The following is an 11677-nucleotide window of genomic DNA, read 5'->3' as shown; positions in this document are numbered from 1 at the left end:
GATGGACACAAAGCAAAAGAAAAGGCGGGGGCTTCTTGCTTGTGTCATCCCCGTATGGCCTGGCAAAGCCAACCACACTTTTGGTCGGGTGCCGCTAAATTTTTTGCTCGTTCCTCACAAAAAATTCGGCGGCACCCGACCAAAAGCGTGGTAGCCCTTCGGGCAGGCCATACGGGGATGACACAAGCAAGAAGCCCAGGTAGAGGTGTGCCGCGCGGCAGCTTCGTGAAGCGCGCTGCGCGCGCGGCGGGGGTTGGTCAGGTGGGGGTGGGTTGGCCGGTGCCGTTTGCGGGGACTTGCCATGTGTGTTTGTCCAGGTTGTAGGTGATGGTGTGGTTGTCTGGCCAGACTGGTTGGTCGTCCACGCTTCGGGACTCGGCTAGTGGTGTTTCGGTCATAGTCGTCAGGTCTAGGACGTGTAGGTGCCACGGGCCTGGGGTTACGCGTTTCTTGAAGGCTAGGCGGGTGCCGTCTGGGGAGATGGAGGGGCACTCCACGTTGGTTCTCAGTGCTGTGGCCTCCCAGGTTGTGTATGTCGCTTGGATGAGGTGGGTTTGGCCCTTGCTGGCGGCTGTCGCGTAGAAGGTGTTGTCGTCTTGGGTGAAGGTGACGCCCCAGAAGTTCAGGTCTGGGGCGTAGTAGCGGTTGCCGTCGATGGTGAGGGGGAGGTCTTCGATCGACTTTCTGAGCTCGTCTGTTGTCGTGTCGAGGATCCCTGTTCGGGTGGAGAAGCCTGTTGTGTTGTAGGAGTCGCCGGAGACGAACACCGTCCATGAGACCATTCGGCCGCTTCTCGACACCTGTAGGCGGCTGGGGATGCCTGGGATGGCGTGTTTCTGTTCCCTTCCATTGACGGTGACGGCTAGTTCTGCCATTGGTGGTAGGCCGGGTAGAGCGGTCAGGCAGGCGTTGGTGTCGGCATTGGCGGAGTGGCGGTCGCATTTAGGTGGTTCGGGTTGGCGGGTGCGTGCGTGGAGGACGTAGCCGGCTGCGCAGGTAGTTAGGAGGAGGGCTGCTGTGAGAACGGACGTGAGACGTAGGCGCCTACGAGCACTAGTCCCAGAGCGGTCAGTGATGTCAGTACTGCTGTTGGCATTCCCCAGATCGTCCACAACGCTCCAAAAAGAACAGAAGACACGAGTTTCGCCAGCGCCTGACCTGTTTGCAGCACGGCCAAGCCGCTGGTGCGCAGCTCGGCAGGCAGCAGAGGGCTTGCGGCGGCCATGAGGACGCCGTCTGTGGCCGCGTAGAAGAGGCCGTGCAGGGCTAGTACTGCGAAGACGTTCAGGTGAGGGGTCAGCAGCAACGCGAAGGCTGCGGCCAGTGCCACGTGGCCGGCTAGGAAGACGGGCCATCTGCCCACGCGGTCGGCTAGGCGGCCCAACGGCACGGACAGGAGCAAGTACACGGCGGCCGTGCCCAGAGGCAGCAGGGGGAAGATCACGGCGTCCAAGTGCAGTTGCTGTTGGAGCATGAGGTACAGGAAGCCATCGCCTACGGCTACCGCGCTTAAGAGCGCGGCCCATCCGGTTACTCGGCGGAAAGGCTTGCGCCACAACGTTCTCAGGGGTGGTCGAGCGGTCGTTGGGGTGCGGTTGTCGCGGACCAGGACGGCCAGGAGCACCACACCTAGAACGGCCACGCAGAAGCTGGTGACGAAGACGGCGTTGTAGTCGCCCAAGCTCGCCCATAGGACGAACATGGCTGCCAGGGGTCCTAGGAAAGCGCCGACGGTGTCCATCGCTCTGTGCACGCCGAACGCCCGGCCCAAGGTGTCTGGAGTGCTGCTCAAGGAGATCAGGGCGTCCCTGGGGGCGGTGCGCAGGCCCTTGCCGGTGCGGTCTGCGGCTAGGACGCCGCCCAAGGCGACGGGAGTCGTGGCCGCTAGGAAGCCTAGTTTGGCGGCGGCGGACAGGCCGTAACCTGCCAAGGCAACAGCCTTGCGGCGTTGCAAGCGGTCTGCCGTGTGGCCGCCTAGTAGGCGCACGACGGCTGTCACGCCCGAGTAGAGCCCGTCCAGCAAGCCGAACTGGAACGGGCTCAACCCGAGGGCGACCACGAAGTACAGCGGGAGGATCGCGGTCACCATCTCCGAGGAGATGTCGGTGACCAGGCTGACGAGGCCGAGGGCCAGGACGTTCCCGGCTACCCGGCCCCGTCCGCCGGTGACCGCTCCCTGCCGTGCGGTCGCGATGTACATCAGTGGCAGGTGTAGGTCGGGGTGCTGTCGACCGGTTTGCCGTCCAGGCCCAGGAACTGCCAGGAGTAGGTGGTGTCGGTCAGGGTCAGCTTGAGGACGCCGTGCGTGGAGCGGGCGAACTCGGTGATGGCCGGGTTCGCGGACACCTTGTACAGAGGTGCGCCGCCGCCACCGCCGATGACCGAGCGGGTGCCGGTGGTGGAAGCCCTGCCGGACGCGTCCAAGGGCTTGATCCGCTCGTAGTGGTGGTCGTGGCCGTTCAGGACCAAGTCGGTCTTGTTGGCTACCAGCGTGGTCCACAGGCCGGAGACGCTGGTGTTGTTGCCGTGCTCACCGGAACTCCACCTTGGGTGGTGGAAGTACGCGGCGACGCAGCCCCGTGTGTTGGCGGCCAGGTCGCGCTTGAGCCACTCCAACTGCGCCGAGCCCGAGGCGCTGGACTGGTTGGAGTCCAGGGCGATGAAGTGCCAGTTGCCGTGGTCCCACGAGTAGTACGTGCTGCCTTGGGGTGTGGCGATCGAGCCGAAGTAGCCCTTGTACCCGGACAGCGGCGGGTCGGAGTAGGTCTCGTGGTTGCCGGGCACCGGCTTGGTCTTCGCCTTGAACCGGCCCCACGTGGTGTCGTAGTAGTTCTGGAAGTCCGACAGGTGGGCGTCGTCGTACTGGTTGTCCCCCATCGTGATCACCGCGACCGGGTTCAGCTGCTCGACCAACCGGGCGGTCTTGGGGTGGACGCAGTTCGGGTCGGTCGCCGTGCACTGTTCGGCGATGTCGCCGGCCGCCGCGACCACGAACGAACCCGTGCCCGCGCCGGTGGTGGCCCGGACCTGGTTGCTGGGGGCGGAGGTGTTGCCGGCGGCGTCGCGGGCGCGGACGGTGTAGTCGTAGCCGGTGGACGGGGCCAGGCCGTTGTCGGTGTACGCGGTGGTCGTGGTGGTGCCGACGACGACGCCACCCCTCAGGACGTCGTACCCGGCGACGCCCACGTCGTCCGTGGCCGCCGTCCACGCCAGGGACGCGCTGCTCGGGCTGGTCCCGGTGACCTGGAGGCCGGTCGGGGCGCTGGGCGGGGTGGTGTCGCTGCTGTTGCGGACGCCGAACACCTCCAGCTCCCAGATCGAGTAGCCCCACTCGGTGGCCCGCTGGGTCCCGAGGACGCGCAGGTAGCGGCCGGTGGCGTAGAGGCCGCTGTGGGTGTCGGTGTCGCCATCACCGCTGGTCCGGCCGCTGATGTCGGTCCACGACGTCCCGTCGCGGGAGATCTGGACCTTGTACTGGCTCGCGTACGCGTCCTCCCAGTGCACCAGGACCCGGTGCACCTCGGCCGCGCCGCCGAGGTCGACGGCCAGCCACTGGGGGTCGAGGCCGGGCGCGCTGGCCCAGCGGGTGTCGGTGCGGCCGTCGACGGCGAACTGCCCGGCCAGGGTCGGGTCCTCGACGGAGGACGTGGTGGTCGGCCTGCCCTGCGAGAGCAGGACGTCGGCGGGTGCGCTGGCTGCGGTCAGCGGTACGGCGACCAGCAGCGCCGCCGCCGCGGCGAAGGGTGCGACTCGGCGCACGGGGGTTCTCCTCACGGTCCGGGGCGGCGGTCCGAAAGGCGGTCTAATCGTAAACAATCTTTACGATTACGGAGGTTAACGGGAGCTGAACAGGGGTGTCAACGGTGCGGCCGGGAAGTGCCGTAACCGACCCCTTAGGGGTGGAAAGCCTGCACAATGGTCCAATGCGGCTCGCGTCGGCTCGGCTGGTCCTGCTCGTGGCGGTGGCCCTGGTGGCCTCCGGGTGCACCCAACTCGTCGACGGGCGTCCCGTCGCCGGCCAGGTCGTGACCAAGGACGGCGTGGACCCGAGCTTCATCCGCGGCACCGACGGCGGCCCCATCGACCGGCTCGCCGCGACCGCGATCACCGACGTGGACAAGTTCTGGCAGGAGACCTTCCCGGCCACCTTCGGCAAGCCGTGGGAGCCCGTCGACGGCGGCATCTACTCCGTGGACACCTCCGACCCGGCCGCCAAGCCGCCGCCGTGCACCGAGAAGGCCAGCGACGTCGAGGGCAACGCCTTCTACTGCCCCGGCGCCGACGCCATCGCCTGGGACCGGGCCGCGCTGCTGCCCGTGCTCAAGGACCGGTACGGCGACGCGGCCGTGGTGATCGTGCTGGCCCACGAGATGGGCCACGCGGTGCAGCGGCGCATGGGCATCACGCCCGAGGCCGAGCGGCGCGACCCGGAGAAGTACCCGACGATCCTCACCGAGGCGATGGCCGACTGCTTCGCGGGCGCGTTCGTCAAGTGGGTCAACGACGGCAAGTCCGAGCACCTGGACATCGGCACGGACACCCTGGACTCGGCGCTGGGCGCGCTGGTCTCGTTCAAGGACCCGGTCGGCACGTCCCCCGACGACAGCTCCGCGCACGGCAACGCGTTCGACCGCGTGTCGGCCTTCCAGGACGGCTACCTCAAGGACGCGAAGTTCTGCGGCGCGATGACCGTGGAGAACCGGCCGTTCACCCAGCAGGCGTTCCGCAGCGTCGACGACCGGGATCGGGGCGGCAACCTGCCGTTCGACGAGATGCTGGACGCCATCGCACCGGACCTGAACAACTACTACAAGGCGCTGGTCGCCACCAAGGGCGCGACCTGGACCGAGCCGAAGGCCACCACGGTCCGCGAGGAGCCGAGCTGCTCCGGCGACCAGGGGCCGGTGGCGTTCTGCCCCGAGGACAAGTCCGTCGAGGTGGACGTCGCCGAGGACCTGCCCGAGCTGCACGCCAGGATCGGCGACTACGCCACCGGCGTCCTCCTGGCCAGCCGTTACGGCCTCGCGGCCCGGCAGGCGGTCGGGATGAAGACCGACGGCGAGGAGGCCGCCGAGGGCGCGCTGTGCCTGGCCGGCGCTTACACGCGCGAGGTCTTCACCCGCGAGCAGGGCTTCGGCCTGTCCCCCGGCGACCTCGACGAGGCCGTGCAGGTCCTGCTGGCCCACGACTACGCGGCCCGCGACGCCGGCGGGCGCAACGCCGTCGATCCCGGCTTCAAGCGGGTGGACGTCTTCCGCAACGGCGTCTTCACCGGCGTCAAAGCCTGCGGTTTCTAGAACACCGCCGGGGGGCGTTAAGTAGGGTTCCCCCCGAAGCGCAGGCGGCGGGGATGGGACGTGGGCATGGCTCGACGGTCGATCGGTATCGCGGCGCTGGTCGCGGTGGCGGCGTTGACCAGCGCGTGCACGCAGGTCGTGGACGGCGTGGCCAAGGCGGTGAAGCCGGACGTCACCAAGGTCTCGGGCCTTGACATCACCACCGGCGAGAGCGGCCCCAAGCCCGGCGTGCCCGACGCGGACCTGCGCGTGGAGAACGCCGACGGCGGGGAGATGGACCGCCTGGCCGTGAACACGCTGGCCGACGTCGAGGAGTACTGGGCGGAGAAGATGCCCGAGAACTTCGACGGCAAGAAGTTCGAGCCGGTGAAGCGCCTGGTGTCCTACGACTCGACCGGCGCGGGCGTCGAGATCTGCCGCACCAACACCGCCGGCGTCGCCAACGCCTTCTACTGCTCGCTGGACGACAGCATCGCCTGGGACCGCGGCGACCTGCTGCCCATGCTGGACGACGCGTTCGGCCCGATGTCGGTGGTCACCGTGCTCGCGCACGAGATGGGCCACGCCATCCAGTACAAGTTGGGCGCGCAGGGCGGCGTCACCCAGGCCACGCCGTCGATCATCAAGGAGCAGCAGGCCGACTGCTACGCGGGCAACTTCTTCCGCTGGGTCGCGGAGGGCAAGTCCAAGCACTTCCGCATCTCCACCGGTCCGGGCCTGAACCAGGTCCTGGCGACCATGTTCTTCATCCGCGACGCGGCCGGCACGTCCGCCGACAAGCAGGGTGCGCACGGCAGCGCGTTCGACCGGGTGGCGGCCTTCCAGTTCGGCTTCGCCGGCGACCCGAAGCGCTGCGCGCAGATCGACGAGCAGGAGATCAAGAACCGGATCACGCAGCAGAAGTTCGACTCGCAGGACAAGGACTCCGGTCAGGGCAAGGGCAACCTGAAGGTCGACAAGCCCGAGTACCTGGAGCTGCTGGAGAAGAGCCTGGGCGAGGCCTTCAGCCAGAGCGGCGCCACCCCTCCGCAGTTCAAGCAGGACAACGTCTCCTGCACCAACGCCAAGGTCACCTCACCCGCGACCTACTGCCCGGCCACCAACACGGTCGGCATCGACCTCCAGGACCTGGTCAAGATCGGCACCCCGCCCAAGCGCGGCCAGAAGGGCGGCATCGGCGACTTCGCGGCCTTCGCGGAGATCGCCTCCCGCTACGCCCTGTCCATCCAGAAGGCCACCGGCTACCCGCTGGAAGGCCCGGCGGCCGGCCTGCGCACGGCCTGCCTGACCGGCGCCTGGGCCGGCACCACCACGGACCCGAAGGCCAAGCTCAGGCTGTCGTCGGGCGACCTGGACGAGGCGGTGGCCGAACTCCTGGCCGACAAGAGCCTCATCGCGGCCGACGTCAACGGCACGGTCGTCCCGTCGGGCTTCGCCCGCGTGGAGGCCTTCCGCGACGGCTTCTTCGACGGCGGCGGCCTCTGCACCCGCAAGTACTCCGAGTGACCGGTGCTTCCGGCGCGGTGGGGTCGCGCGGCGCGTTCAGAGTGAGAACGCGCCGCGCGTCCCGAAGTTGATCAGTACAGGGCGCTGGCGAGGTTGCGTCGCGCCTTGGCGACCCGGTCGTCGTCAGGCGGGAACAGCTCGAACAAGCCGACTAGGTGCTCGCGGACCTTGTCGCGGTCCTCGCCGAACACCCGCCGCACGGTGTCGATCAGCCGCTTGAACGCCTGCTCGACGTCCTGGGTGGCCAGCTCCACGTCGGCGGCGGCCAGCTGGGCGTCCAGGTCGTCCGGGTTCGCGTCGGCCTTGGCCACGGCGTCCGGGCTCAGACCCTCGGCGCGGGCGGTGAACCGGACCTGGGCGAGGGCGGCCTTGGCCTCGGCGTTGCCGGGCTCGACGGACAGGATCGCCTCGTAGGCGGCCTCGGCCGCCGCGAAGTCGCCCCGCTCGAAGGCGTCCTCGGCCGCCGTGAACCGGTCGTCCTCGGGCTCCTCGACCGGGGCGCCGGTGCGGGCGGCCTCGGCGGCGCGGATGCCGGGCAGCCGGTCGCGCAGCGCGTCCAGCAGCCGGTCGATCCACTGGGCGAACTCGGCTTCGGGCAGCGGCCCTTCGAACGCGCCCACCGGCTGGCCGGCGGCCACCGCGACGACGGTCGGCACCGACTGCACGCCGAACGCCTGGCCGACGCGCGGGCTGGCGTCGAGGTCGACCCGGGCGAGCAGCCACGCGCCGCCGCCCGCGCGGGCGGCCTTCTCCAGGACCGGCGACAGCTGGCCCGCCTCCGGACTCCAGGACGCGGTCAGCTCGACCACGACCGGGATCTCCAGCGAGCGCTCCACGACCGACTGGAAGGTGGCCTCGGTGACGTCGAGCACCCACGGGCTGGGTCCCCCGGCGGCCCCGCCTCCGCCGGCGGCCGGCGGCGGTGTGGCGGCGCGCTGGCGGGCGGCGTCGGCCCGTGCCTTCAGCGCCCCGAGGTCGACCGCCCCGGAGAGCGCGGCGGACAGTGCTGCGGACTTGCGAGGGTCTGGCCTTGTCACGCTCCCATCCTGGCACGGCTGCGGCCCGTGGCGGCGGCAGCCCGGCGGGACGCGCGTGGGACGGCCGTCACCCTGCCAGCTGGGTCACCGGGTCGATGGCCATCGGGTTGGTCCGCATGGCGTCGTTCTGCCGCCCCAACGCCAGCGCCAACGGCGTCATCAGCTCCAGGAACCGCTCGGTGCCCGCCGACCCCAACGCGCGCCACGGGGCCTCTGCGGCTGCGTCGGTCCGCCGCTCGACGTCCTCGCGCAAGGCCCGCCCGGCCGGGGTCAGGCCACGCTCGGTCGTGCCGGGCTCGGTCGTGCCGCGCTCGGTCGTGCCGCGCTCGGGCGTCCCGGCCGGGGTCGGCCCGCCGTCGAAGAGGCCGCGCTCGGTCAGCGACCGCTCCGCCGCGGCCCACTCCTCCTCGGACCACCCCCGCGCCTGCCGCAGGTAGGAGGCCTCCAGCCCCTTGTCCGCGCCGAACAGCACCAACGTCTCGCACGGCGACAGGTCGGCCGCGACCAGCGCCGCCACGTGCCCGTCCCCCCGGGACTCGCGCAGGGTCGTGCACGCCTGCCACAACGCCAGGTGCGGTTCGGTGGGCACCGGCAATGCCGCGTTCGCCGCCCCCATCACCCTCCCGGCCAGCGGCACCGCGGACGCCGCCCGGAGAGCCAACTCGGCCGCCTCCCCGACCTCCAGGGTGGGCAGCATCCGCCGCAACGCCCCGTCCGCCCCCTCCAGCCGCGCCGCCAGGAACCGCTCCGGCGACGCGACCTCCCAGGCGTCGGGCAGCGCACGGGCCACCATCCGCGGGTGGAAGCTGTAGAAGGCGGCCGTCACGGTCTCCGGCGCGGCGGCGCCCAGCGGGGCCGCGCGCATGGCGAAGTAGCCCATCCACCCGCCCTTGCAGCCCAGCGCGTCGGTCACCGCGCGGGACTCCGGCGTGAAGTAGGTGACGTCGTGGTACGTCTCGAAGCGCAGCCACAGCTCACGGGGGTCCATGCCGGACAAATTAGTAGGACATCCGACTATTCGGAAGAGAGGTGTTGTTCCACCCGCTCCACCTTCGCCGTCAGCTGCCCGGTGTACCCGGGCCGGATGTCCGCCTTGAGCACGAGGCTGACCCGCGGCGCGGTGGCCTGCACGACCTCGGTCGCCTTCTTCACCACCGCCATCACCTCGTCCCACTCGCCCTCCACCAGCGTGAACATGGCGTTGGTCTGGTTGGGCAGCCCGGACTCCCGGACCACCCGCACGGCCTCGGCGACGGCCGCCGCCACGCCGTCGGACTCCCCGCCGAGCGGGCTGACGCTGAACGCGACGAGCACAGTTCCCTCCTCCTGGTCGGGTACCCACTGGTAGCTTCGGCGGCATGTCGTCCCAACCGCTGCCGTTCGACCCCATCGCGCGCGCCGCCGAGCTGTGGGAGAAGCGGATCGGACCGTCGACGGCGATGGCGGCGGTCACGAGCGTCATGCGAGTACAGCAGATCATCCAGTCCTCGGTGGACTCCGCCCTCAAGCCGCACGGTCTGACCTTCGCCCGGTTCGAAGCCCTCGTCCTGCTGACGTTCTCGCGCACCGGCAGCCTGCCCATGCGGGTCATGGGCGAACGGCTCCAACTGCACCCCACCAGCGTGACCAACATCGTGGACCGCCTGGAGGCCGACGGCCTGGTCCGCCGCAACCCGCACCCCACCGACCGCCGCACCACGCTGGTGGAGATCACCGAGGCCGGCCACGCCCGGCGCGAGGCGGCGACGGAGGCGGTCACGGAGGTCGAGTTCGGCCTGCGCGGCCTGACCGACCGGCAGACCGAGCAGCTCACCGACCTGCTGGCGAAGGTCCGCCGCGCGGTCGGCGACTTCGAGGACTAATCCGCTCGACCAGGGCGTGTGCCGTGGGCCACGCTGTCGGCCGTGCGAACCGTGATCGCTTGGGTGACGGCCGGTGGCCGGCACGTGCACACCGTGCCGGAGTTCACCGTGGACAGCCCGTGGTGGAACGACGTGGAGCCGGTGACCGCCCACCTCGACCGGCTGCTGGGCGTTCCGACGCACGTCCTGCGCCTGGTCTCGGCCACCGGAACGGGCATGCGCGACGGGACCGTGACCTACCAGGTCGAGGCGGACTGGCCCGACCCGTCCACTGTGGACCCGATCGACTTCCCCGACGACCCGCTGCGCCTGCCGTGGGCGCGCCCCGGAGGCCCCGCCGCGCTGCTCGCGTGGGCGGACGGGCACGTGCGGCGCGTCGAGCCCGCCGTGCAGGTCAAGACGTGGAACCTGTCGTGCCTGTTCCGCCTGCGCACGAAGGCGGGGGTGGTGTGGGCCAAGGAGGTGCCGCCGTTCCTGGCGCCTGAGGGGCCGGTGCTCGACCTGGTGCGGTCGGCGGACCCGTCGCTCGCACCCACCGTGCTGGCCGCCGAGGGGCACCGGATCCTGCTGGAGGACGCCCCCGGCACCGACTGCTGGTCACCGACGCCGGAGATCGTCCAGGACTTCGTGCCCCGGTGGGTGGCCATGCAGAACGCCCTGGCCGGCCCCGCCCGGCTGCGTCGGCGCGGCGTGGAGGTGCCGTCGTTCGGCCTGCCGGACACCCTGCTGCACGGCGACTTCCACCCGGGCAACTGGCGGTCCGGCGGTGCCGTGCTGGACTGGGCCGAGGCGCACTGGGGCCACCCGGCGCTGGACGCGGCGAAGCTGATCGACTTCGTGGACCCGTCCCTGGCGCCGCTGGTCACGGAGGTGTGGTGCGGGTCGTGGCTGACCCACCGCCCCGACAGCAACCCAGCCGCTGCCCTGGCCCACGCCCGCCCCGCCGCGCACCTCCTGGCGGCACGCGTCTACCAGGAGTTCCTCGACAACATCGAGGAGAGCGAACGCGTCTACCACCGGGGCGACCCCGAGGAGCACCTCGCGCTCGCCCAGTCGCTGTCCCGGTCGCCGGCTCAATCCTTGGCGGACTCGACCTCGACGGCCTGACCCTCGTCGCTGAGCTTGCCGTTCTTCGCCGCCCACCGCTCGAAGACCACGGTGCCGAAGGGCGGGATGCTCGCGACGAGCGCCCAGATGGTCGTGGCCCGGTTCCAGCGGTGGGCCAGCATCAGGGTGACGAGCACGTAGCCGACGAAGATGACCCCGTGGATCGGCCCGAAGACCTTCACGCCGATCTCGTTGCCGACGACGACGTACTTGAAGAACATGCCGATCAGCAGACCGGCCCAGGACACGGCCTCGGCAAGCGCGAAGAGGCGGAAACGGCCAACGGGGCTGCTTAGCATGTCACCCATTGTGGTGAGTGATCCCAGTCACCTGTCCGTTGGGTCCGTTTTTGTCGGTCCCCCCTGGGAAAATGGTGATCGGGGGCCGGCGGCCGGCCCCCGATCACACGGCCGACCCTCGATCACCTCGCGGCCCTCGATCACCCGGCAAGCCCGAAGCACCAGCCGCCAGGCACCTCACACCCGGCACCACCGCGCCGCCCGCAGCCCTCGCCCCGCCACAACCCTTCGCACGGCTCGGCGACCCCCGCCCGGCACAGCAGCGCAAGCCAATACGCGGTGGGAGCGATGGCAGCCAGTCCGGCGGGCGGCTCGGAAGCGGTCGGCGGGCGATCACCAGCCCCGGCCACGCCAGGCCGCAGCGGGCACGCCACCCCAGACCCCGCACTGCGGCCTCATCGCGCCCAGTTGCCGGCCCTCCGCCAGCCCCACCCTTCGGCGCCGGTACCAGCCCTCGGTTGCCGCCCCCGAAACCCTCAGTGGCCAGCCGCAACCCGACCCCCGGTCGCCGCGCAAGAGCGAGATCGGCACCCGACTGGCGGCCTCCGGCCCCCGTCTCCATTGTCCCA

At 70.3% G+C, this 11677-nt stretch carries 11 protein-coding genes; 4 read left to right on the top strand and 7 right to left on the bottom strand.

All coding sequences use genetic code 11. The features are described from left to right. Window positions 1-257: 257 nt before the first annotated feature. The 3 genes from WBN91_RS17160 to WBN91_RS17150 form a co-directional block, all read right to left on the bottom strand. Window positions 258-875 (bottom strand): hypothetical protein, encoded by a 618-nt coding sequence (locus WBN91_RS17160; RefSeq protein ID WP_337729234.1) that lies wholly within the window; start codon window positions 873-875, stop codon window positions 258-260. Between the two features lie 125 nt (window positions 876-1000). Continuing rightward, window positions 1001-2200 (bottom strand): MFS transporter, encoded by a 1200-nt coding sequence (locus WBN91_RS17155; RefSeq protein WP_337729235.1) that lies wholly within the window; start codon window positions 2198-2200, stop codon window positions 1001-1003. Further along, window positions 2200-3759: a discoidin domain-containing protein gene (locus WBN91_RS17150; protein ID WP_337729236.1), complete on the bottom strand. Its 1560-nt coding sequence runs from the start codon at window positions 3757-3759 to the stop codon at window positions 2200-2202. Before WBN91_RS17150 ends, WBN91_RS17155 begins: the two co-directional genes overlap by 1 nt. 164 nt (window positions 3760-3923) lie before the next feature. Here WBN91_RS17150 and WBN91_RS17145 point away from each other — a divergent pair, with 164 nt between their 5' ends. Beyond that, entirely contained in the window at window positions 3924-5297 is a 1374-nt protein-coding gene (locus WBN91_RS17145) for a neutral zinc metallopeptidase (protein WP_337729237.1), read from the top strand. Window positions 5298-5363: 66 nt separating this feature from the next. Next, a complete protein-coding gene (locus WBN91_RS17140; protein WP_337729238.1) occupies window positions 5364-6803 on the top strand; it encodes a neutral zinc metallopeptidase in 1440 nt (479 codons plus the stop codon). 71 nt (window positions 6804-6874) lie between these two features. Here the strand turns inward: WBN91_RS17140 and WBN91_RS17135 are convergent, their stop codons facing one another. From WBN91_RS17135 to WBN91_RS17125, 3 genes are all read right to left on the bottom strand, one after another. Next, complete coding sequence (locus WBN91_RS17135; RefSeq protein ID WP_337725444.1) at window positions 6875-7840, bottom strand: tetratricopeptide repeat protein; 966 nt, start codon at window positions 7838-7840, stop codon at window positions 6875-6877. A gap of 67 nt (window positions 7841-7907) precedes the next feature. Then, window positions 7908-8828, bottom strand: coding sequence for an SCO6745 family protein (locus WBN91_RS17130; protein WP_337725445.1), 921 nt, complete (start codon window positions 8826-8828; stop codon window positions 7908-7910). A gap of 26 nt (window positions 8829-8854) precedes the next feature. Further along, window positions 8855-9154 carry an MTH1187 family thiamine-binding protein gene (locus WBN91_RS17125; protein WP_337725446.1) on the bottom strand — a complete coding sequence of 100 codons (300 nt, stop codon included), beginning with the start codon at window positions 9152-9154 and terminating at the stop codon, window positions 8855-8857. Window positions 9155-9198: 44 nt separating this feature from the next. On the opposite strand from WBN91_RS17125, the gene WBN91_RS17120 reads away from it, so the two are divergent. Further along, a complete protein-coding gene (locus WBN91_RS17120; RefSeq protein WP_121226134.1) occupies window positions 9199-9702 on the top strand; it encodes a MarR family winged helix-turn-helix transcriptional regulator in 504 nt (167 codons plus the stop codon). Window positions 9703-9744: 42 nt separating this feature from the next. Further along, complete coding sequence (locus WBN91_RS17115; RefSeq protein WP_337725447.1) at window positions 9745-10809, top strand: phosphotransferase; 1065 nt, start codon at window positions 9745-9747, stop codon at window positions 10807-10809. On the opposite strand, the gene WBN91_RS17110 is transcribed toward WBN91_RS17115, so the two are convergent. After that, window positions 10776-11108: a DUF3817 domain-containing protein gene (locus WBN91_RS17110; protein ID WP_337725448.1), complete on the bottom strand. Its 333-nt coding sequence runs from the start codon at window positions 11106-11108 to the stop codon at window positions 10776-10778. The two genes, WBN91_RS17115 and WBN91_RS17110, sit on opposite strands and share 34 nt — an antisense overlap. Between the last annotated feature and the right edge of the window lie 569 nt (window positions 11109-11677).

This window comes from Saccharothrix sp. CCNWYY140 (assembly GCF_037401995.1).
GTDB lineage: Bacteria > Actinomycetota > Actinomycetes > Mycobacteriales > Pseudonocardiaceae > Actinosynnema.
This window is presented reverse-complemented; position numbering and strand designations above follow the sequence as displayed.

What these genes read in the sequence shown, in the direction of transcription:
- WBN91_RS17160 (WP_337729234.1), bottom strand. Translation starts at nt 875, where the DNA reads ATGGCAGAACTAGCCGTCACCGTCAATGGAAGGGAACAGAAACACGCC.
- WBN91_RS17155 (WP_337729235.1), bottom strand. Translation starts at nt 2,200, where the DNA reads ATGTACATCGCGACCGCACGGCAGGGAGCGGTCACCGGCGGACGGGGC.
- WBN91_RS17145 (WP_337729237.1), top strand. Translation starts at nt 3,924, where the DNA reads ATGCGGCTCGCGTCGGCTCGGCTGGTCCTGCTCGTGGCGGTGGCCCTG.
- WBN91_RS17140 (WP_337729238.1), top strand. Translation starts at nt 5,364, where the DNA reads ATGGCTCGACGGTCGATCGGTATCGCGGCGCTGGTCGCGGTGGCGGCG.
- WBN91_RS17130 (WP_337725445.1), bottom strand. Translation starts at nt 8,828, where the DNA reads ATGGACCCCCGTGAGCTGTGGCTGCGCTTCGAGACGTACCACGACGTC.
- WBN91_RS17120 (WP_121226134.1), top strand. Translation starts at nt 9,199, where the DNA reads ATGTCGTCCCAACCGCTGCCGTTCGACCCCATCGCGCGCGCCGCCGAG.
- WBN91_RS17110 (WP_337725448.1), bottom strand. Translation starts at nt 11,108, where the DNA reads ATGCTAAGCAGCCCCGTTGGCCGTTTCCGCCTCTTCGCGCTTGCCGAG.